The 22,377-nt window shown below is 42.4% G+C and carries 23 protein-coding genes; 20 read left to right on the top strand and 3 right to left on the bottom strand.

Annotated elements, in window-relative coordinates; all coding sequences use genetic code 11:
* Nucleotides 1-35 precede the first annotated feature (35 nt).
* From GT508_RS01650 to GT508_RS01625, 6 genes are all read left to right on the top strand, one after another.
* Nucleotides 36-2,006: an oxidoreductase gene (locus GT508_RS01650; protein ID WP_117597619.1), complete on the top strand. Its 1,971-nt coding sequence runs from the start codon at nucleotides 36-38 to the stop codon at nucleotides 2,004-2,006.
* 17 nt (nucleotides 2,007-2,023) lie between these two features.
* On the top strand, nucleotides 2,024-2,914 hold the full coding sequence (locus tag GT508_RS01645) for a ThuA domain-containing protein (RefSeq protein ID WP_117597618.1): 891 nt from the start codon (nucleotides 2,024-2,026) through the stop codon (nucleotides 2,912-2,914).
* 211 nt (nucleotides 2,915-3,125) lie between these two features.
* Entirely contained in the window at nucleotides 3,126-3,365 is a 240-nt protein-coding gene (locus tag GT508_RS01640; protein ID WP_161143437.1) for an acyl carrier protein, read from the top strand.
* Between the two features lie 10 nt (nucleotides 3,366-3,375).
* Entirely contained in the window at nucleotides 3,376-4,665 is a 1,290-nt protein-coding gene (locus tag GT508_RS01635) for a thiolase family protein (protein WP_117597616.1), read from the top strand.
* 12 nt (nucleotides 4,666-4,677) lie between these two features.
* Entirely contained in the window at nucleotides 4,678-5,115 is a 438-nt protein-coding gene (locus GT508_RS01630; RefSeq protein ID WP_204987902.1) for a Zn-ribbon domain-containing OB-fold protein, read from the top strand.
* Nucleotides 5,116-5,150: 35 nt separating this feature from the next.
* The gene (locus GT508_RS01625) at nucleotides 5,151-6,161 is read left to right on the top strand and encodes a phosphate acyltransferase (RefSeq protein ID WP_117597615.1); all 1,011 of its coding nucleotides are present in this window, start codon (nucleotides 5,151-5,153) and stop codon (nucleotides 6,159-6,161) included.
* Here GT508_RS01625 and GT508_RS01620 read toward each other — a convergent pair.
* Nucleotides 6,118-6,753, bottom strand: coding sequence for a 4'-phosphopantetheinyl transferase family protein (locus GT508_RS01620; RefSeq protein ID WP_117597614.1), 636 nt, complete (start codon nucleotides 6,751-6,753; stop codon nucleotides 6,118-6,120). The two genes, GT508_RS01625 and GT508_RS01620, sit on opposite strands and share 44 nt — an antisense overlap.
* Before the next feature lie 111 nt (nucleotides 6,754-6,864).
* Between GT508_RS01620 and GT508_RS01615 the strand changes: the two genes are divergently transcribed.
* The 5 genes from GT508_RS01615 to nrdG all read left to right on the top strand — a co-directional run bounded on the left by GT508_RS01615 (nucleotide 6,865) and on the right by nrdG (nucleotide 13,510).
* The gene (locus GT508_RS01615) at nucleotides 6,865-7,665 is read left to right on the top strand and encodes an alpha/beta fold hydrolase (protein WP_118225314.1); all 801 of its coding nucleotides are present in this window, start codon (nucleotides 6,865-6,867) and stop codon (nucleotides 7,663-7,665) included.
* Nucleotides 7,666-7,773: 108 nt separating this feature from the next.
* The gene (locus GT508_RS01610; protein WP_117597612.1) at nucleotides 7,774-9,330 is read left to right on the top strand and encodes a xylulokinase; all 1,557 of its coding nucleotides are present in this window, start codon (nucleotides 7,774-7,776) and stop codon (nucleotides 9,328-9,330) included.
* 318 nt (nucleotides 9,331-9,648) lie between these two features.
* On the top strand, nucleotides 9,649-11,838 hold the full coding sequence (gene nrdD / locus GT508_RS01605) for an anaerobic ribonucleoside-triphosphate reductase (RefSeq protein WP_055284337.1): 2,190 nt from the start codon (nucleotides 9,649-9,651) through the stop codon (nucleotides 11,836-11,838).
* A gap of 172 nt (nucleotides 11,839-12,010) precedes the next feature.
* Entirely contained in the window at nucleotides 12,011-12,970 is a 960-nt protein-coding gene (locus GT508_RS01600) for a hypothetical protein (RefSeq protein WP_161143436.1), read from the top strand.
* 18 nt (nucleotides 12,971-12,988) lie between these two features.
* Nucleotides 12,989-13,510: an anaerobic ribonucleoside-triphosphate reductase activating protein gene (gene nrdG / locus GT508_RS01595; RefSeq protein WP_055284339.1), complete on the top strand. Its 522-nt coding sequence runs from the start codon at nucleotides 12,989-12,991 to the stop codon at nucleotides 13,508-13,510.
* Between the two features lie 105 nt (nucleotides 13,511-13,615).
* On the opposite strand, the gene GT508_RS01590 is transcribed toward nrdG, so the two are convergent.
* Entirely contained in the window at nucleotides 13,616-13,957 is a 342-nt protein-coding gene (locus GT508_RS01590; protein ID WP_117597610.1) for a helix-turn-helix domain-containing protein, read from the bottom strand.
* Nucleotides 13,958-14,126: 169 nt separating this feature from the next.
* Between GT508_RS01590 and GT508_RS01585 the strand changes: the two genes are divergently transcribed.
* The 9 genes from GT508_RS01585 (at nucleotide 14,127) to atpC (ending at nucleotide 21,151) form a co-directional block, all read left to right on the top strand.
* Nucleotides 14,127-14,312 (top strand): hypothetical protein, encoded by a 186-nt coding sequence (locus GT508_RS01585; RefSeq protein WP_028087288.1) that lies wholly within the window; start codon nucleotides 14,127-14,129, stop codon nucleotides 14,310-14,312.
* Nucleotides 14,313-14,746: 434 nt separating this feature from the next.
* Nucleotides 14,747-15,451 carry a F0F1 ATP synthase subunit A gene (locus GT508_RS01580; RefSeq protein ID WP_044924915.1) on the top strand — a complete coding sequence of 235 codons (705 nt, stop codon included), beginning with the start codon at nucleotides 14,747-14,749 and terminating at the stop codon, nucleotides 15,449-15,451.
* Between the two features lie 64 nt (nucleotides 15,452-15,515).
* Nucleotides 15,516-15,743 (top strand): ATP synthase F0 subunit C, encoded by a 228-nt coding sequence (atpE, locus tag GT508_RS01575; protein ID WP_006428768.1) that lies wholly within the window; start codon nucleotides 15,516-15,518, stop codon nucleotides 15,741-15,743.
* Between the two features lie 50 nt (nucleotides 15,744-15,793).
* Nucleotides 15,794-16,291: a F0F1 ATP synthase subunit B gene (gene atpF / locus GT508_RS01570; protein WP_118225309.1), complete on the top strand. Its 498-nt coding sequence runs from the start codon at nucleotides 15,794-15,796 to the stop codon at nucleotides 16,289-16,291.
* On the top strand, nucleotides 16,275-16,814 hold the full coding sequence (gene atpH / locus GT508_RS01565; protein WP_161143435.1) for an ATP synthase F1 subunit delta: 540 nt from the start codon (nucleotides 16,275-16,277) through the stop codon (nucleotides 16,812-16,814). Before atpF ends, atpH begins: the two co-directional genes overlap by 17 nt.
* 1 nt (nucleotide 16,815) lies before the next feature.
* Complete coding sequence (atpA, locus tag GT508_RS01560) at nucleotides 16,816-18,336, top strand: F0F1 ATP synthase subunit alpha (protein WP_172677230.1); 1,521 nt, start codon at nucleotides 16,816-16,818, stop codon at nucleotides 18,334-18,336.
* A 12-nt stretch (nucleotides 18,337-18,348) separates the two neighbouring features.
* Nucleotides 18,349-19,251, top strand: a complete 903-nt coding sequence (atpG, locus tag GT508_RS01555; protein WP_055194242.1) for an ATP synthase F1 subunit gamma — start codon at nucleotides 18,349-18,351, stop codon at nucleotides 19,249-19,251.
* A gap of 84 nt (nucleotides 19,252-19,335) precedes the next feature.
* Nucleotides 19,336-20,733: a F0F1 ATP synthase subunit beta gene (atpD, locus tag GT508_RS01550; protein WP_028087282.1), complete on the top strand. Its 1,398-nt coding sequence runs from the start codon at nucleotides 19,336-19,338 to the stop codon at nucleotides 20,731-20,733.
* Nucleotide 20,734: 1 nt separating this feature from the next.
* Nucleotides 20,735-21,151 (top strand): ATP synthase F1 subunit epsilon, encoded by a 417-nt coding sequence (gene atpC, locus GT508_RS01545; RefSeq protein ID WP_006428762.1) that lies wholly within the window; start codon nucleotides 20,735-20,737, stop codon nucleotides 21,149-21,151.
* 86 nt (nucleotides 21,152-21,237) lie between these two features.
* Here atpC and GT508_RS01540 read toward each other — a convergent pair whose 3' ends face one another.
* Nucleotides 21,238-22,284 (bottom strand): AraC family transcriptional regulator, encoded by a 1,047-nt coding sequence (locus GT508_RS01540; protein WP_161143434.1) that lies wholly within the window; start codon nucleotides 22,282-22,284, stop codon nucleotides 21,238-21,240.
* Nucleotides 22,285-22,377: the final 93 nt, after the last annotated feature.

Here is a 22,377-nt window from a genome sequence, read left to right as displayed (position 1 = left end):
CTGTTCTTCAGCCCATTTTCAAAAGGAGGATCTATATGGGAGCCAAATGTTGTAAAGGAAAAGAAAAATACCCGCATTTGTTTTCGCCAATCAGAATCGGTAACATCCGATTAAAAAACCGTATTATCGCAGCACCGACAAGTCCTAGTATGATTACGACAGAAGGACACTTTACACCGGAAATGACTGCTTATTTGGAAGAGAAAGCTAAAGGAGGAGTTGCTGTTGTAACGTATGGGGAATCAATCGTACATTCTGCGACAGGAAAATCTCATAACAAACAGTTACAGTTAGATTCATTCGGAGTCAAACAGGGAATGGCACAGACTGCACGTGCGATCCACAATGCCGGAGCTTATGCCAATATCCAGCTGTCACACGGTGGAAAATACGGCGGACTCGTCAGCGTAGGCGGTGACCAGGATGGCTGTGAAGTTGCATATGGTCCAAGCCATGAGATGACACCAGCCGGGGAAGTACAGGAGATGCCGAAAGAGCTGATCCTGGAGATCGTGGAATCTTATAAGACAGGAGCAAAACTGTGCAAAGACTGTGGATTCGATATGGTACAGGTACATGCAGCACACGGATGGCTGTTCTCACAGTTCCTTTCACCTGTGATGAATCAGAGAACGGATGAATTCGGAGGCTCTCTTGAGAACCGTGCAAGATTCCTTATGATGGCACTGGATGCAGTCAGAGAAGGTGTCGGACCAAGATTTCCGATCGAGATTCGTATCTCAGGAGATGACCTGACAGATGTCGGACTGGGACTGGAAGACTGTGTAAAAGTTGCAAAAATGGTAGAGGATAAAGTAGATCTCTTTAATGTATCCTGTGGAAACCATGAAGATCCTGCCATGTTCTGTCGTACCCATCCATCCGCATTCTTCAAGCGTGGCGTGAATGTATATCTGGCAGCCGAGATCAAAAAAAATGTAAGCAAGCCGGTAGCCTGTGTCGGATCGTTAAATGACCCTGCACAGATGGAAGAGATCATTGCAACCGGACAGGCAGATATCGTAGAGATCGGAAGAGCACTGCTTGCAGACCCATATCTTGCCAAGAAAGCACTGGAAGGAAATGCAGAAGATATCACACCATGCCTGAGATGTTATGAATGTTTCGGAGAGACTTCCAAGAGTGAGACTGTAAAATGTACAGTAAATCCAACTATGGGACAGCAGTATCCGGAGAAGACAAGAAAGCAGACCGCAGACACGAAGAAGCGTGTCCTGATCGCAGGCGGAGGTCCGGCCGGAATGGAAGCAGCGATCACGGCAGCTTTAAGAGGCCACGATGTAACACTGGTAGAAAAGAGCGGCGAACTTGGCGGTAATCTGCATCCGGCAGGAGCGGCATATTTTAAAGAAGATATCCGTAAATTATGTAAGGTCCTGATCAGCCGTGTAGAAAAAGCAGGTGTGAAAGTAGTTCTGAATACAGAGGTCACACCGGAGTATGTAGAAACATTTGACCCGGATGCATTATTTGTGGCAATTGGATCGAATGAACTGCGCCCGCCGATTAAAGGTATGGATCTGCCACATGTGATAATGGCGATCGATGCAGAGCTTCATCCTGAAAAATTAGGAAAGAAAGTTGCAATCATGGGAGGCGGACTTGTCGGAGGAGAAGCTGCAGTATCCTTCCACCATGAAGGCAAAGAATGTTCGATCATTGAGATGAAGAGTAAGATTGCAGGAGAAGTGAATTCGTTCTACAGAGGAGGTCTGATGCCGGAGATCGAGAAAGCAGCCACATGCTATGCCGATACTAAGGTAAAAGAGATCGTTCCAGAGGGAGTACTTTGTGAGAAAGACGGAAAAGAATTCGTAATAGAAGCAGATTCTGTTGTATGTGCACTCGGATTCCGGGCACCATACGACAAAGTCGATGCATTATGCGATAAAGTGGATGAATATTATATCATCGGTGACTGCAAGAACGTCGGACAGATCTATCACGCAACCAATCAGGCTTATTACGCAGCAATGCGTCTGTAAAAAAGGAGGGAAAATGGATGGAGAAGCTGAATATTCTGCTTATCACCGGAATTGTAACAGATGAACACACTCCGCTTATGAACCCGATGATCCGCTATATGTTGGAATCAACAGAGAGATTTAAAGTTAAAATTACGGAGGAATTTACGGGGTGTACTGCTGAGACACTGAAAAAATACGATGCAGTATTTATTAATTATGATGGCAAGGAATCCATTGAGACACCGTTTGTGAACTGGGGAAAGACAGCAGAAGAGGCACTTTATGAATATGTAAAGAATGGCGGCGGATGTGTTCTCTTACATACTGCAATTATGAACCCTACAGGACGTGTACACGATGATGAATATGTAAAGCTTGTCGGATTCGATTTTGAACTGAAGGGGGCTGCCGGCGATATTAACGGCGTTCGTAAGAATCCGGCATTGGAGTATGTCATTCATACGCACCGGGATGCGCATGAAATCGTGGCTGTAAACCAGGAAAGCTGGATGACGGTTCAGGAAGACGTATTTGCGAATGCAAAACAGGTGGATCCGGACATTACGGTACTGGCATCGGTGACAGACAGACTGGAAGACTATGATCTTAATAAGATGCAGGATCATGTGGCAGCCGTTTATAAAGGATTCGATATGAGCAAACTTCCGGGCATCAATGAGGAAGTACCGGTGGTATGGACACACAACTATGGAAAAGGACGTGTATTCGTATGCGCAATCTGCCATGGCCCGGACACGTTATGCCGTCCGAATATGACTTCTATGCTTTGTCGAGGTACCGAATGGGCTGCTTCAGGAGAAGTCACGATTCCATATCCAGATATTCAAGGTGAACGACGCAAGAATGCATGGCCGTTCTACAACAATATTACATGGTCTCAGATGGGTGAGATTAAAAAATGGTAACCTTTTAAAATTTTATTTTCTTTTGTGGGACAGGTATGGCTTTTGCTGTACCTGTTTTTTTGAGTTAAATTATATTGCCGTAATAAAGCGGAAATTATGAAATTGTCTTCTGCACAAGAAATATCTATACTGAATTTAACAAATAAAGCATGAACATTTGAAGCAGTGCTTCGTCCATGGAATAAAAATGCAATACAAGGAGGATACAGTGATGAACAGAGAGGAACTTTTAGCAAAAATTATTGAATTCGCAGCAATGGCATTCAACAAAGATGCAGCTACAATCAATGAGAACACAAATATCTCAGAAGAATTAGGGGTGGCATCTTCACAACGTGTAGCAATGAGTGCTTCCATTGAGAATGATTTCGATGTCATGATTCCGGTTGCAAGATTTGGAAAATTTGAAACTATCGGAGATCTTGTTGATTTTGTAATGGATGAGATGTAAGGAGGAAATTATGGTACACAATGTAAAACTTGGAAAAAATATGAGAAGTGTATCGATTGTTGGAATCGGTGCAACACCATTTTTTAATGGCGTACAGAATGAAACATACAAAGGACTTACGAACGGGGAACTCTTTGGACATGCTGCACTGGATGCAATGAAAGATGCTGGAGTAGAGCCAAGAGATGTGCAGTACTTCTTCCACGGATCTGCAAACCCGCACGTGCTGAACAACTGTATTACACCGAACCTTCAGGTGGCAGACTGGTTTGGAATGAGAGGAAAAGGATCATTATCTCATTCGGAAGGTTGCTGTACCGGTTACATTGCACTGGAGGAAGCAGTATTCGCAGTCGCCAGTGGAGCGTATGATGTTGTGCTTACAGGATGCAGCGAACAGGGAACAGGAATGCCAGATGGAAACACACCGGATCATATGCGTGTTCCACTTACTTCAGAAGTATTATTCCCGGATCTGGATTCCATCTTTGACCGTGCTTATGGAAGATACCTTGGAGGTGGTCCTGGTATGAACCATGATGACTGGATCAACTATTATGCAAAAGAAAATGGACTGACACCGGAACAGATTGATGACGTTCTTGCACATCAGGCATATCATTTCCGTCGTGCGGCAGAACTGTGCCCGAGAGCAATCCGACGTACACCATTTGACCAGATGGCAAAAGAGGCTGGATATGATGATGTATGGGAATATATGAGATCCAGTCATAACCCGAAGATGACACAGTACTTAAGAACTGCAAGTGATTCCTGTGTTGCTGACGGAGCTGCGGCATGTATCGTCGTTCCGACAGAGATTGCTCATAAGTTTACAGATAAGCCAATCGAAGTATTAGCAGTTGGAGCATCTGTACTGGATGCAATCGTTCCACATCTTGAAAAGAAAGCAACTGCAGAAGCAGCACGTCAGGTATTTGAGGCAACAGGTCTGACAGCTGACGATATGGATCTTGTTATGGTCAACGATTTTATCGGATCTTCTGCATTCCTTGCAGCTGAAGAGATTGGATATCTTCCGAAAGGAGAAGGATGGAAGTATGTTCTTGACGGAAGAATCGCTTATGATGGAGACAAACCAATGAATACGAACGGAGGAAGAACTTCTTACGGACATGCATTCGGTGCATCCGGAATGGCAGACGTCTTTGAAGCAGTTACTCAGATGCGTGGAGAAGCCGGAGAACGTCAGGTTAAGAAACTTCCGAAATATACCTTCCTTAGAGGATTTGGTGGAGCGCAGAACGTTCGTGCAATTATTTTGAAATCTAATTTTTAAGGAGGTATAAAGATGAGTCCAGAGAGAATGAAAACAGAAGAATTTTGGAATCCGGAACATATTGTTGAGAAGTTCTGGAATGGATTAAAAGATGGTGTGATATACGGAAGAAAATGTAAGGAATGTGGAGCAATCGAATTTCCTCCTCATCTTGCATGTAATAGCTGCGGATATCATGAAACAGAGTGGACAACACTGACCGGAAAGGGAGAGTTAAAAAGCTTTGTGTTCACAGGTGTTCTGAATGCAAGACTGGAACTGGAAGACCGTGGTCTGAAATATGTATGCGGTGAAGTCCAGTTAGATGAAGGACCTGCCATTAATGCTGTTATTCTTGGTGTAAACAAGAAGAAAGCAAGAGAGATTGATGGAAAACTTCCGGTACGTGTCCGCCCGGTATTTTACGATATGGGAAGATATACGACGTTATTTTTTGAATTAGATGAGTAATACAGGACAACAGTAACAGTATGGAGGAAAATTCCATGAACGTATTAGAACAGATTTATGCGAAAGCAAAAGAAAATCCACAGAAAGTGGCTTTTCCGGAGGCTTCGAATGAGAAAATGATGCAGGCCGCTTATGAAACTGGAAAAGAAGGATACATCATTCCGGTTCTTGTGGGGGAAGCAGAGAAACTGAAAGAACTTGCTGAAGAAAGAGGCTATGATCCATCGGTATTTAGTTTTGTAGATATTCATGATGAGACATACACAAATGATGTGATCAGAAGATATGTAGAACTTCCGGATACAATTTTTAAAGAGAAGGCAATTGGAAGACGTATGCAGGATCCACTGTATTATGCAATGGCAATGCAGAAAGTCGGCGATGCAGATGTTACATTTGCCGGAATCGATAACACAACTGGTGATGTACTGCTCGCAGGTCAGATGATCATTGGAATGAAGCCGGGAATCAGTACAATTTCAAGTATCGGACTGGCAGATATACCAGGATATGAAGGCAGTGAAGGCTCTCTTCTGGCTGTCGGTGACAGTGCAGTGTGTACAAACCCGGATGCTGAGCAGTTGGCAAGCATCGCAATATCAGCGTGTGACACGGTGCAGGAACTTCTTGGCTGGGAGCCGAGATGTGCGATGGTATGTTATTCTACACTTGGAAGTGGTCAGGGAGAACTGATTGATAAAGTGACGGAAGCTCTGAAAATTGCAAATGAACTTCGTCCGGAACTGGCAATTGATGGAGAGTTTCAATTAGATGCAGCTATCGTTCCGGCGGTAGCGGAAAAGAAAGTAAAGCGCGAAAGTAAAGTAGCCGGTAAAGCTAATATTCTGATCTGGCCTGATCTGAATGTTGGAAACACAGCAGTAAAGCTAATCCAACAGTTTGGTCATGCGAATGCATATGGACCGATGCTCCAGGGATTTAACAGTATTGTATGTGACTGCTCAAGAGGAGCACCGGTAAGTGAAATCAAAGGAAACGTTGTTATCTCGGCGGTACGTGCTGCTGAGAGCAAGAAACGAGTTTAACAGAAGGTTCAGGACCTTCGTAGCAAACAGATAAAATGTGCCCATGATTTAAGTTCGTTTGATAACATAAGATAGCCGGATCTGAACAGGAGACGGACAATGTACCTTGTACATTGGAAAACGTAAAAGAAAAATCTGTCAGATCCGTATCAACTCCAATTCCATATTTTTTAACGTAGGCTTCCTTCAATGTCCACAGGCGGTAAAACCATTCCCGATTCTCGGAAAGGTCTGCATTGTGGGACTGAAGGAAGTCTTTTTCAGATTCGGAGAGTGCACGGTCAACTAAGACATCCGGATAATATCCGGGAAATTCAGCATCGATCCCGATCGGACGGTCATGAAAGACGCAGGCAGCGAGCTGGTCACAGTGTGTAATGTTAAAACAAATTTCCGGGTGGTCTGGCAGGTATGGTTTGCCATTAGCGTCGGTTTTCAGGGCCTGTTCCAGTTCTTCCGGTGAAAAGGAAAGCTGGAAAAGATCCTGCAATCCCTGAAGCAGAAGCGTATGTCCAAGGTTGTGTTCCTGTGAGCTGATAGCGGAAATGGAGTCAGAAATAGGTGTATAATAAGCGTAATAGATAGTTGGCATAAGTGTTTCCTTTCTGATTTAGAAATCAAAATTCAAATAATACAACGATAAATCTTTTGTATATTATAACCCGTCGGAGAAAGAAAATATAGTGAAATCAGGTGAAAGAGTATGATCTTAAAAAGAGAGTTTGGAGAATTATATTATGAAGTTCGCGGAGAGGGAAAGCCTCTTCTTCTTATACATGGTGTGATTGTGGATGCAAGTCTGTATGAACAGACGGCAGAGATATTATCCAGGTATTATAAAGTGATCTGTTATGATCGGAGAGGATATTCCAGAAGTAAATGTAAAAAAACTCCGGAATTTCGCATGGAAGATCAGGTAAAGGACATTTTGGATATTCTAAACGAGTTGAAAATAGATCGGATCATTGTAACAGGTGCAAGTGCCGGAGCGGTAGTGGGACAATATTTTTTACAGAAATATCCAGAAAAAGTAGAATATTTACTCATGTATGAACCTGCGATGTTAGGAAACATGATGCAGGAAGAGGAGACATTTAAAAACTGGGCAGAAGAAACAGAAGAATTGATCAGAAAGCGAAAGTATAATATGGCATTACTGCGTTTTTCTAAACATATAGGGTATCAGGATCCAAGAAGTCCTCAAAAGTCAGAAGAGGTATCGTTGCGGGAACTGGATAATGTAGAGTATGCATTCAATAAAGAGATTCCTGTACTTTTAAGATATTATCCAGATATAGATAAGATGAACCAACATGCTGATAAGATTACGATTGCAGCAGGAGAAAAGAGCGAAGATTCTGTGTATGTGCAGGCAGCAATCCGGCTGGCCGCGCAAATAGGAAAGAAGGTTGTCTATTACCCGGGAGGGCATAATCTTCCGTATGATCTTCCGTTAGAGTTTGCAATTTGTGTAATAGGGACACTTGCTATAGTGAAAAAATAATCTTTCTTTTTATTTCCGTTTATATATGGCAAATATGCTTTTGTGACAAATACAGAAGTCTGCTATCGTTAAATCAACATAGAAAAGATAGGCGGAGGGTTTTTTTAGATGTCAAAAGTAGAAAGTTATTTGTTGGGCATGGATTGCGGAACAACGAACTTAAAAGCAATTATATTAGGAGAAGATGGAACAGTTGTTGCGGAGGCAAGCAGACCAAGTACCTTTATGGATCTGAAGTCTGATATGCGGGAACAGGATGCAAATGAATGGTGGAGTAATACAGTAGAGATTTTCAAAAGCCTTGTAGAACAGGCGGGACATGATATTGTAAAGAGAATCAGAGGTATTTCCATCAGTTCACATACAGTTACCATGCTTCCGGTGGATGCAGAGGGAAATCCCCTGAGAAATGGGATTACATGTCAGGACAGCCGTTCTATAGAGGAATTGCATTATATTGTAGAGACAATAGGTTATGACAGGTTTGTGAAAATTGTAGGTGGACGGCCTGCAGTTGCATTTCTTCCAAATAAGATTCTATGGTTTAAAAAGCATGAACCGGAATTATTTGCAAAGACAGTGTGTTTCCTTCAGGCAAGTTCCTTTATTAATTACAAGCTGACTGCGAAGATGACGATGGATATCGATCAAGCGACCAGAACACAGTGCATGGATATCAGCACGATGGAATGGTCCAAAGAGATAGGGGATGTTATTGGAGTGGATTTGGATGCAATGCTTCCAAAGCCGAGACTGGTAGATGAAATCATCGGATTTGTAACAGAAGAAGCGGCAGAAGAAACAGGACTGGAAGAAGGGATACCGGTCATTGCAGGCTGCAGTGATGCCATGGCATCAATGCATGCAACAGGCATGAGCCGTCTCGGAGAAGCAGGAGAATCGTCAGGAACCACATCACTTGTATTTGTGGGAAGTGATACGAAGAGTGCACCAGATATTCCGGTTGTCACAAAGCCATGTACTATTGATGGAATGCCATGGATCTTTGATGCACCGATCCAAGCAACTGGTGCATCATTAAAATGGTTTATTGAAAAAATGGCAGCAGAAGAAGTTGCATATGCAAAAGAGCATGATCTTAATATCTATACTTATCTGAATGAACTTGCTCTGGAATCAAAGCCGGGGGCCGGCGGCTTATTCTTCTTCCCATATCTGCTGGGAGAACGGGCACCGCTCTGGAATGAGTATGCAAGAGGTATGTTCATTGGAATGGGCATGGATATGAAGAGAAGCGATCTGGTCCGTGCGGTATTTGAAGGAACGGCTTTTGCACTCAGACATGTCATGGAGACGGTGAAAGAAGCCGGAGCGACAGCAGAATTGCTGCGTATCTGCGGAGGCGGAGCCAAGAGCCGTACATGGTGTCAGATTAAAGCTTCTATGTTGAATATGCCGGTATATGTGATGGATGACAAGTCGGGAGACGTTCCGGTAGGAGATGCACTAATCGTCGGACATAAGCTGGGTGTGTTCCCAGAACTTACAAAAGCAGCTGAGAAGATCGTAAAAGTCAACGAGATTATCGAACCTGTTGAAGAATGGGTAGAAGCCTATGACAAACTGTACCCATACTATGTAGAAATGTATAAGCATCTGGATACAGATCTGAAATCTCTGAAAAATACAGTCGATCAATTATAATAATGTGAAAATAAAACTGCCGGTATAGAAAAAGTGTACCGGCAGTTTATATGTCTTAAGTATTCTTAACTATGCGCCACACTTTACTCACTGTAAAATCAAAAATGCAACAAATTTCGTAAAAAAATATCACCAAAATTTAGACTGTATTCCAAACATTTATTTTAACAAAATTACCTCTTTCCTTTTTGCCTGTTATAGAGTATCATATTACTTGCACAACATCTTGTGCAGAAAAGATGTTAAAAAAACAATATTTAGTAGTATTTGAGGGTGAGCACATACTACATCGGCAATAAAAATAAGAGAGGGATAGACATGAACGCAGAAATAAAGACGAACGTAATTAAGAGAAACGGCGAAGAGGTAGCCTTCGACCTGGAGAAGATCATTAATGCGATCAAGGGTGCAAACAAGGACGTCGACAAACTGCATCGGATGAATGAATATCAGATCATGGCAGTGGCGGACAACGTTGCAAAGAAAATTGAGGAATCCACTCATGCTGTCAATGTAGAAGATATACAGGATATGGTAGAGACCGGAATTATGGAACTGCGCGGCTATGAAGTCGCACAGAAATATGTGCGCTATCGTTATAAAAGAGAACTGATGAGAAAGACGAATACAACAGATAACGGAATTCTTGCACTTCTGGAGCATATGAATGAAGAGGTGAATCAGGAGAACTCTAACAAGAATCCTGTGATCAACTCTACACAGCGTGATTATATGGCCGGAGAAGTAAGTAAGGACTTGTCAAGACGTGTCCTTCTTCCGGAAGAGGTTGTACGTGCGCATGAAGCGGGAATCATTCATTTCCATGATTCCGACTATTTCGCACAGAAAGAGCATAACTGTGACCTGATCAATCTTCAGGATATGCTTCAGAATGGAACTGTCATTAGTGAGACCATGATCGAGAAGCCGCACAGCTTCTTTACAGCATGTAATGTAACGACACAGATCGTTGCACAGGTAGCAAGTAACCAGTACGGCGGACAGTCATTTACACTGGCACATCTGGCACCGTTTGTCGATATCAGCCGTAAGAAGATCCGCAGAAATGTAATCGCAGAGCGTGAAGAATGCGGAGAAGCTTTAGATGAGACAATTATCAATAAGGTGACAGAGCGCCGTTTAAGAGAAGAAGTAAAGAGTGGTATCCAGACAATTCAGTATCAGCTTATCACATTAATGACATGTAACGGTCAGGCACCATTTGTGACGATGTTCATGTATCTGGATGAGGTAGAAGAAGGCAGAACCCGTGATGACCTGGCTATGATCATTGAAGAAGTGATGATTCAGAGAATGCAGGGAGTAAAGAATGAAAAAGGTGTATGGATCACACCGGCATTCCCGAAACTGATCTATGTACTGGATGAGGATAATATTACAGAAGATTCCAAATACTGGCATCTGACAGAACTGGCAGCAAAATGTACCGCAAAACGTATGGTACCGGACTACATCTCAGCCAAAATCATGAAAGAGATGAAGAATGGAGAAGTATATCCTTGTATGGGCTGCCGTTCATTCCTTACTGTAGAAGACAGCCAGAGAAATCCGGACGGAAGCCATAAGTTCTATGGACGTTTTAACCAGGGAGTTGTAACGATCAACTTAGTTGATGTTGCATGTTCATCAGAAGGAGATATGGAGAAATTCTGGAAGATCCTGGATGAGCGTCTGGAATTATGTCACAGAGCACTGAGATGCAGACATGAACGTCTCCAGGGAACGGTTTCCGATGTTGCTCCGATTCTGTGGCAGAACGGTGCACTTGCAAGACTGAAGAAGGGTGAGACGATCGATAAATTATTATTTAATGGTTACTCCACTATTTCGCTTGGATATGCAGGACTTTATGAGATGTGTGTACGTATGCTTGGCAAATCACATACCGATCCCGCAGCAAGACCATTTGCAATGCAGGTAATGCAGAAGTTAAATGATAAATGTGAAGAGTGGAAAAAAGCAGAGAACATCAGCTATTCTGTATACGGAACACCGATGGAATCTACCACATACAAATTTGCAAAATGTCTGCAGAAGCGTTTTGGAATCATCAAGGGTGTAACAGATAAGAATTATATTACGAACAGCTATCATGTACATGTATCAGAGAAGATTGATGCATTCAAGAAGCTGAAGTTCGAAGCCGATTTCCAGAAGCTTTCACCGGGTGGAGCAATCAGTTACATCGAAGTACCGAATATGCAGAACAATATTCCGGCAGTACTTTCTGTTATGCAGTATATTTACAATAACATTATGTATGCAGAGCTGAATACAAAGAGTGATTACTGTGAATGCTGTGGTTATGACGGAGAGATCCAGATCAAGGAAGATGAAACAGGAAAGCTGATCTGGGAATGCCCGAATTGTGGTAACCAGAATCAGGATAAGTTATTCGTGGCAAGAAGAACCTGTGGATATATCGGAACACAGTTCTGGAATCAGGGACGTACGCAGGAAATCAAGGACAGAGTATTGCATCTGTAACATAAATGAAGATATGTCCAGGTTATATTAACTTGTGATGTTGATAAAGATTATAGCAGGAGTATATCGAAAGATATGCTCCTTTTCTAATTTGTCTATTCTTCGTGTTTAAACATGAATCAAAATAGTATATAATTAATAAATAGCAAATGACGCAAGGGGAAATATAAGAATGGATAAGAAAAAAATGATTGGTGATATCGTGACCAGCATAACCGATAAGGAATTAAAAAAAGACTATTTTTATAATGCGGTGCCACTTGCAGTGATTCTTGGAAAGGATGCTAAAGAAGGGACATTATGGGCAGCATTTGCAAGTTATGCACCGGGATGTAAGATGATAGAAGTTGCAGCTATATGTGATAATACCATACTTGGAAGCGGTAAGAAGGGGATTCTTTTCAGTACAGAAGGAATCTATGGATCTATGTTTAACAAGAATAGGAAACAGGGACCGATAGCCATGCCGATAAAATATGAAGAACTGGATAGTGCCAGACCGAGTCCGAGAGATAAATCAGAGGTAGAACTGGTATTTAAAGGTGGAAGAGTAGAAAAAATATATGTTTATACCTATACGGGATTTGTTATTACTGCATTGAACCGTATCTTAGAAGAACTGAAAAGAGAAAAAGAACGGGAAAAAGAAGAAAAAATCCGCAAAATACAGCAGGAAAAACAACTATATACAGAAACCATATATGAAACGACGAAAAATCCATCGAATGGAATCCGGACCAGTTTTTATGGGATAAGATTTGTGATTGATTTCATGGAGGAAAAAGAGTGTGGGCATCGCAAGTATAAACTAATGGAGGTTATTGAAGAAGAAGATAATCAAATCAGTAATGTACTTGTAGGATGGGATGACAGGGAAGAAAATCCCGTGTACACGACTACCTATTTCTCATATACTCCAAGAGAGGGCTTCATAGATGTGTACAGGCTGAGAGATGAGCTGAAAATGCTGAAACTGGAGTTTGCCTTCCATTATCCGGAGCAGCAGGAAGCATGGAAAACACTGGAAAATGACGAATTCATGTGGGCGATAGGTGAAAATTATCAATACGTGAGAATGGAAGAGAATGTAGAATATCCGATCATTGAGGTAATACATTCCAGAGAGGAATAAAAGGAGACTTTACAAATCATGAATTACGGAAATATAAAAGAATGCGACATCGCAGACGGACCGGGCGTCAGAGTCAGCCTGTTTGTATCCGGCTGCAGGCATCACTGCAAGGGATGTTTTAATGAGGAGACCTGGAATTTCAACTATGGACAGCCATACACAGAAGAGACGGAAGCGGAAATATTGAATTCGCTGGATTCTAACTTCATTCAAGGATTCACTTTGCTCGGAGGGGAACCGTTCGAGCCGGAGAATCAGGTGGAACTGGTAAAGCTTTTAAAGAAAGTAAGAGAAACATATCCAAAGAAAGATATCTGGTGTTACAGTGGGTATCTTTTTGACCGCGATATGATCCCAGGAGGCTGTGTGCATACGAATGTAACTGACGAAATGCTGTCTTATATTGATGTGCTGGTAGACGGGGAATTTAAGGAAGCATTAAAGGATGTGACACTGGTGTTCCGGGGAAGCCAGAATCAGAGGATTATTAATGTGAAAGAAAGTAAGAAACAAGGAAAAGTTGTACTTGAAGATTATTGATACTGGTGATGAGAATATAAAGTATCATGCAATGAAAAATATTATATATAGAAGAAAGATCATGAAGATGTATTATTGCTATGCAGGAAATAAAAAAGCAGGAGATTATTTCTCCTGCCAGATGCGTAACATCTTGATGATCTTTTCTTTTTCCGCAACTGAAAAACCACGGAATACATTGAGCACTTCGTCATTTAACTGGCGCTCTTTTTCATCCAGAGGAGGAAGATCTCTTCCCGCATCCAGAATCGTGTCCACGGATACGTTACAAAGCTTTGAGTAATAAAGAAGAACTCTTAAGTTAAGCTTAGCACGATTGTTCTCGACATTGCTGACGAAAGGAACAGTACAGTTCAGATCTTTTGCTACCTGTTCCTGAGTGATACCGCGTTCACTTCTTAATTGTTTCATTTTTAATCCGACTTTTGAAAAATCTACTTCGTTCATTGCTGGGCTCCTTTGAATTGTAATGTATAACGATATTATATAAGTATATATTATTATAAATCTTGCCAATAATCAATACAGAAAAATTTACTTTTCCTTAAAAAAATAGTATAATTAAAATAACTTATACAAAAGACAGGATGATAAGACTAAAAAGGAGGCAAAAAATATGTTGACATGTATTTATGTAGTTGAGAAGATTGATGGTGACTATGCGGAACTGAGACGTGTGGATGCGCTTGCACAGGATCAGGAAGAAAACAAGGTGATGGCAAGAGCACTACTTCCGGCTGATATTATGGAAGGAAACAAAATTCTATATGAGAATTTACAGTACCGTCTGATCACAGAGTAAGATCAGAGCGGATATATCAATTTTGAATGTGCGTACATATAAAATTGAGATATACAACAAAATAATGAAAAGTAAGAAGTGTAACAGCATAAAAGCGGTTACACTTTTTTTGCGCCCAAAACAATAGACAATCTTGAAAAAATGTCGTATTTCACAAAGAAAACGAGAGGATTTTCTCAAGAAGAAAATCGAAGAAATCGCTGTTTTGTAGAAAAAGAAGGGAATTGAAAAATAAAAATTGTGCATTTTCCTTGTGAAAAAATAAATGGAAATTGGAACTACCATTTCGGCGTGGAAATTTGATGAGAAAAATAAAAAAATTAAGAGAAATAAAAGTAAAAATACACAAAAAAATAATGAAAAATTATGCAAAATAGACAGTGGACAAAACGATTGACATTTTCAAAAAATAGCAGTAAACTAGCAAAAAAATTATGAAGGAAGGGGATAGTACGGAAAAGCTTGTTGAAAGCCTTGTAGAAGAACTTAACTGTGAAACCGTATTTACCATCCCGGTATTTGGAGGAATCGCTGTTGACGAAGGTGTTGTTGTAACTTGGATCATTATGGCGGTTCTTACTATTCTAAGTATAGTATTCGTAAGGAATCTAAGCGTAGAGAAACCGGGAAAGGTACAGCTTATGCTGGAATCAGTAATTGGCTGGGCACAGGATTTCTTTGAAGGTATTATAGGAAAAGAAAACAGGGGATATATTCCATATCTGATGACGGTAGCGCTTTATCTTGCAATATCAAATGTCATCGGGCTGTTAGGATTTAAGCCTCCGACAAAGGACATGAACGTAACAATCGCACTTGCCGTTATGAGTATGTTCGTGATCGAGTGGTCCGGTATCCATAGAAATGGTCTGGTTCACTGGTGCAAACATTTTGCAAAGCCAGTGCCGATCGTAGCACCAATCATGATACTGGAGATCGTAATCCGCCCACTGTCGCTTTGTATGCGACTGTTTGGTAATATGTTAGGCGGGTTTGTAGTCATGGAACTGATCAAACAGGTCGTTCCTTTAATTGTGCCGATACCGTTTAGTTTTTATTTTGATATATTTGACGGATTATTACAGGCATATGTATTCGTATTCTTAACTGCATTATTTATGACAGAAGAGATGGAATAAGGCGAATCAGACATTTACAACATTTAGTATAAGAAAACGTAAGACAAGAAAAGGAGAACAAATTATGAGTGGAACAATTATCGCAATTGGAGCAGGTATCGCAGTACTTACAGGTATCGGAGCCGGTGTTGGTATCGGAATCGCAACAAGCAAAGCAGTAGACGCTATCGCAAGACAGCCGGAAGCAGACGGAAAGATCAGAACATCCCTGATCCTTGGTTGTGCACTTGCAGAGGCAACCGCTATTTACGGTTTCATTATCGCACTTCTGATCGTCCTTCTTTTGAAATAATGTTTGCTGACGATAACAGATTAAAAGAAGGGAAAGGCAGGTAGAGATATATGCTGAGAATAGATTTTAATCTGGTACTGACGATCATCAACCTGATCGTTCTGTATCTGATTCTCAGAAAATTCCTGTTTCGCCCGGTCATGGACATTATGGAAAAGCGGGAAAAGATGATTGCAGACGGAATCAGCCACGCAAATGAGGAGCAGGATAAAGCACATGCTCTGAAAAAACAGTATGAAGATGCACTGAATGGAGCAAAAGAAGAATCCACAAAGATGATCGAACAGGCGAAACTGGATGCAAAACAGGAATACAACCAGATCCTGAATGAGGCTAACGAAAAAGCAGACAAGGTTATGAAGACAGCAAGAGAAAGCCTGAATCAGGAAAGAGAACAGGCCTTTGATGATATGAAGGCACAGGTTGCAGGACTGGCAATGGATGCTGCGAAGAAGATCTTACTTGAGAATGCTGACAACATAAGCGGCGCGGATGCATATGACCAGTTTTTGAAAGATGCAGGTGATTCCCATGACAGCGAAGAATAGAAAAGAAGCAGAGCCGGTATTCTGCCAGGTGGCAGCCCTCCGGTATGCAAAAGTTCTGAATGAACTTGGTATTTCGAAAGAAGCTGTCCTGGAGGCAGAAAATATTTTCGGAAAATCACAGGAATTAAAGGCAGCACTGGTTAATCCGGTGATCACAAAAGAGACAAAACACAATATCATTGATAAAGTATTTTCGGAAGAAATGAGAACATTTCTGAAAGTTGTCTGCGATCATGAAAAGATGACGATCGCAGAACAGATCTTTGCGGCATACGAAGAATTACAGAATCAGGCAGCAGGAGTTAAGACAGTCTATCTTCGTTATACAGCGCTTCCAAGTGAAGAACAAAAGAAGCAGATGGGTGACTTTATCAAGAAGAAATACGGTGCCGGAGACATCAAATGGGTTATGGCAGAAGACAAGGCACTGATCGGCGGATTTATCCTGCAGGTTGACGGAAAAGAATATGACTACAGTGTGCAGGGCCGTCTGAACCGTTTACAGCGGAAATTAACAAATTAACATGGAGGTGAAGGAATTGAGTGCAATCAGCTCAGATGAAATTATCTCTATATTAAAAGAAGAGATAAAGAATTATGACGTAATAAGCAGAGATCAGGAAGTTGGTACTGTCATCTCTGTTGGTGATGGAATCGCCTCCGTATACGGAATCGACCACGCAATGTATGGCGAGATCGTCACATTGGAGACAGGTCTTAAGGGCATGGTACAGGACATCAAGGAAAACGAGATCAGTTGTATCCTGTTCGGAGATGATTCAGAGATTAAACAGGGCACAAAAGTGTGCCGTACAGGTAAAAAAGCAGGTATTCCGGTAGGAGAGGGTTATATCGGAAGGATCGTAGATGCTCTTGGAGCACCGATCGACGGAAAGGGTGAGATCAAAGCCGACGGATACCGTCCGGTAGAGAATGAGGCACCTGGAATCGTTGAACGTAAGTCGGTAAGCGTTCCGCTTGAAACAGGTATCCTTTCTATTGATTCCATGTTCCCGATCGGACGTGGACAGAGAGAGTTGATCATCGGTGACAGACAGACCGGTAAGACATCTATTGCAACCGATACGATCATCAACCAGAAAGGAAAAGATGTCATCTGTATCTATGTAGCCATTGGACAGAAAGCATCAACCGTAGCAAGACTTGTAAATGACTTAAAAGCACATGACGCACTGGATTACACCACAGTATTCTGCTCAACAGCCAGTGAGTGTGCACCACTTCAGTATATTGTACCGTATTCGGCAACAGCACTTGCGGAGTATTTCATGTATCAGGGAAAAGATGTATTGATCGTATATGATGATCTTTCCAAACATGCGGTAGCTTACCGTGCCATTTCTCTGTTACTTGGACGTTCACCTGGACGAGAAGCTTATCCTGGTGATGTATTCTACTTACATTCAAGACTGCTTGAACGAAGCAGCCGATTAAGCGAGGAAGCAGGCGGTGGTTCTATCACAGCACTTCCGATCATTGAGACACAGGCAGGAGATGTATCTGCATACATTCCTACGAACGTTATTTCTATCACAGACGGACAGATCTTCTTAGAGAGTGACCTGTTCAATGCCGGTATGCGTCCGGCCGTTAACGTTGGTCTTTCTGTATCCCGTGTAGGTGGAGCCGCACAGACAAAGGCAATGAAGAAAGCCAGTGGTAGTGTCCGTATCGACCTGGCACAGGCAAGAGAGATGGAATCATTTACCCAGTTCAGTTCAGACCTTGACGATGCAACAAAGAATCAGCTGAAATACGGAAGCTGTCTGACAGAACTTTTGAAACAGCCTTTGGGACGTCCGTTAAGTCTTCATGAGCAGGTGATTACACTTTGTGTCGCTACGAATAAAATGATGCTTGATATTGACACAAAGAAGATCAAAGAATTCCAGATGGATATGCTTGCATTCTTCGACAGAGAACATAAAGAAATCGGCAAAGCAATCGATGAGAAGAAAGTTCTGGATGATGAACTGAAAGAGCAGATTCTTGCAGCAGCAAAGGAATTCAAGGAAAGAAGATAAGCGGGTGTAGCTATGGCAAATGCAAAAGAGATTAAGGAAAGAATGGCCAGCATCGAAGAAACGAGAAAGATAACAAATGCCATGTATCTGATCTCTTCTTCGAAGATGAAACAGGCCAAGAAAAAGCTTGCTGACACAGAACCTTTCTTCTATGCCATGCAGGCAGAGATCGCCAGAATTTTGCGGCATGTGCCGGATATGCACAGCCAGTTCTTTGATGGCCGTGAGAGTATCCCGGCTGAGGAAAGAAAGATTGGCTATATCGTTGTAACTGCTGATAAAGGACTTGCCGGGGCATATAATCATAACGTGATCAAGGCAACGGAAGAACTGTTAAAGAAACCGGGAAAGCATAAATTATTCGTACTTGGAGAAGCCGGAAGACAGTACTTTGCCAAGAGAGAAGGAATTGAGATGGATACTCAGTTCCGTTATACCGTCCAGAATCCAACATTACACAGATCGAGAGTCATTTCTTCGGAGATGGTAGAACAGTTCAGGAATGGAGATCTGGACGAGATCCACATCATATACACACGTATGATCAATGCTATGACAGCGGAGACCGAGGAACAGAAGCTCCTTCCTATGAAGAAGACGACCTTCCTTCCGGAAGATATGCCGGCTCTTGTCGGAACCGGACTGTATCAGGAAGATATGGTGTTCTGGCCATCCACGCACAGTGTGATGGCGAACATTGTTCCGAACTACATCAACGGTATCGTATATGGATGCCTGGTAGAGGCCTACTGCAGTGAGCATAATGCCAGAATGCAGGCAATGCAGAATGCAACAGACAGTGCAACAGATATGCTGAACGAATTAAATATTACTTATAACCGTGTCCGCCAGGCAGACATCACACAGGAATTGACAGAGATCATCGGCGGAGCCAATGCGCAGAAACGGAAGTAAGATACAAAGTTCGCAAATGGCGGAACTGTATACAGAACAAATAATAACCACGAAATAATAAAAAAGAAAGTGGGCAGCAGTAATATGACAAAAGGAAGAATCGTACAGGTCATGGGACCTGTCGTAGACGTAGAATTTAATAGTAGAGAAGAACTTCCATTTATCAAAGATGCCCTGGAAGTAGACAATGGCGGAAAACGCTGTGTCATGGAAGTTGCCCAGCATGTAGGTAACAACATTGCACGTTGTATCATGCTGGCTTCCAGTGAAGGTCTGCAGAAGGGAATGGAAGTTACCGCTACCGGAGCTGGTATCAAAGTGCCGGTAGGTGAGAAGACTCTGGGACGTCTGTTCAATGTACTTGGAGAGACGATCGATAACGGAGAACCAATTAAAGACAGCGAAGAATGGGTTATCCACAGAAAAGCACCAAGCTTTGAAGAACAGAGCCCGGCTGTCGAAGTATTAGAGACAGGAATCAAGGTCATTGACCTTCTGACACCTTATGCGAAAGGTGGTAAGATCGGTCTGTTCGGTGGTGCCGGTGTAGGTAAGACCGTACTGATCCAGGAGCTGATCCATAACATCGCAACAGAACATGGTGGATATTCCATCTTCACCGGTGTCGGAGAGCGTTCCCGTGAAGGTAATGACTTATGGACAGAGATGAGAGAATCAGGTGTACTTGATAAGACAGCTTTGGTATTCGGACAGATGAATGAACCACCTGGATCTCGTATGCGTGTCGCTGAGACAGGACTTACAATGGCAGAATATTTCCGTGATGTAGAGCACCAGAATGTGCTTCTCTTCATCGATAATATCTTCCGTTTCGTACAGGCTGGTTCGGAAGTATCCGCACTTCTCGGACGTATGCCGTCAGCCGTAGGTTATCAGCCGACACTGGCAAACGAAATGGGTGCCCTTCAGGAACGTATCGCTTCTACAAAGAACGGATCCGTAACATCTGTGCAGGCCGTATATGTACCAGCCGATGACTTGACGGACCCGGCTCCTGCAACAACATTCTCGCATTTGGATGCAACAACCGTACTTTCCAGAAAGATCGTTGAACAGGGTATCTACCCGGCTGTAGATCCACTGGATTCGACATCCCGTATCCTGGAGCCTGCAGTTGTAGGTGAAGAACATTACCAGGTAGCACGTAAGGTACAGGAGATCCTTCAGAAATACAAAGAATTACAGGACATCATTGCAATCCTTGGTATGGAAGAATTATCCGAGGAGGATAAGCTGACAGTAGCCCGTGCAAGAAAGATCCAGAAATTCCTGTCACAGCCATTCTCAGTGGCTGAGACATTTACCGGTGTTCCTGGAAAATATGTTCCACTGAAAGAGACTGTTCGTGGATTCAAAGCGATCATTGACGGAGAGATGGATGAATATCCGGAAAATGCATTCTTCAATGTGGGTACGATCGAAGACGTGATCGCGAAGGCGAAGGCAGAAGGAGTGGCTTAGTATGAGCACATTTTCATTGAAAATTATATCCACGGATAAGGTCTTCTACGATGGCAAATGTGAATATCTGGTGATTCCGACTATAGACGGGGAAAAAGGTATTCTGGCTCATCATGAGAACATGGTCATTGCAGTGGAGATCGGAGAACTGCGTTTCCGTAAGCCGGACGGCGAGTGGGTAACAGCAGTTGTATCCAAAGGATTTGCAGAGATCGTGAATAACCGTGCTTCTGTACTGGTCAATACGGCAGAGCGTCCGGAAGACATCGATGTGAAGCGTGCAGAGGAAGCAAAGGAACGAGCCGAAGAGCAGCTTCGTCAGAAGCAGAGCATTCAGGAGTATTATCTGTCACAGGCTTCTATGGCCCGTGCAATGACAAGACTGAAAGCGTCCAGAAACAGACGCGGGGATATCTGATCTGAGAAATTAATAAAAGCTATGATAAAAAGAGCTGTCGTTTTACGAAATGTATTCGTGAAAACGACAGCTCTTTTTGTGGTGATTTATCTTGTATGCCGCCTGTAGCTTGCAGGCGTCTCTTCATATTTTTCCTGGAATAATTTATAAAAATATCCCTTGTTATGATATCCTACAGAATCAGCAATTTCCTCAATACTCTTATCGGTCGATACAAGCAGATGCTCTGCACGCTCGAGACGGATCTGCTGGAGATAAGCGGAATAGGTAAGCCCGGTCTTACGCTTGATCAGGCGGTTGAAGTAATCTTCCTGATAGTGGAATTCATTTACCAGATCCTGAATGGTGATATCTCTAAAATGTGCCCGGATATAATCTGAGATCTCTTCGAATACGATCCAGTTCATCGTCTGCTTCTGCTCTTTGGAAAGAGAAAAATCATACTGCGTACTTAAGATCCTGAATATGCGGAATAACAGACCTTTTGTGATGTATCGTGATCCGCTGTCCGGCGAATAAGATTCTCTCAAAAGCAATAAAAGACTGTCGTCCAGAGCTTCACTTGCTCCGGCTGATGGACGGAAATGCAGGAATTGCTGGACATCCTTTTGCTTTAATAAGGCAGACTGCAGGAAAGAAAGAATCTTCTGCGGGGTGCTGTTCTCGTTCATGATCTCCGTAAACATATCATTGGCGATTCCAAGAAAAAGAACCACTCCCGACTGGTCCGTCAGACAGTCCTGATGCAGGCAGTTCTTGTCGATCAGGCAGAGTTCTCCTTTTTGGAATACGACATCTTTATTCAGTATCCGCTGATGAAATTCCCCATCTACAACGTAAGAAAGCTCCAGATAATCATGCGTGTGAAGCTGCGTATATTCTCCATCCGAATAAGAATAATGGTAACAGAAATTCTCCGGGGAGGGCATCATTGTTGCATACAGATTACCAGGAGAATCAAAGTTCCAGCATAACAGGAAACTGCGGTCCTGACTGAGTAACGGATAAGTCTTAACTTCCTGGACGGACTTGGAATATTCCGGACAGACAAGTCTTGCGCCTAATTTATGGTTTTCCGGAAGAAGCCGGGCATCAGGTCCTGTGATCCGGCGGCAAAAATCGGATAAATTCATACAAATACCTCCTTGACATCTAGTATGATTATACCATAACAGAGGTCGGAATAGGTAACAATTTTTCCAAAAGTGCAGAGTTTAGAGATTGAG

It is taken from the genome of Dorea sp. BIOML-A1 (assembly GCF_009875615.1).
In the GTDB taxonomy this organism is placed as follows: Bacteria; Bacillota; Clostridia; order Lachnospirales; family Lachnospiraceae; genus Dorea_A; species Dorea_A amylophila.
The sequence above is the reverse complement of the archived record's forward strand: the minus strand, read 5'-3'. Positions and strand labels throughout refer to the sequence as shown.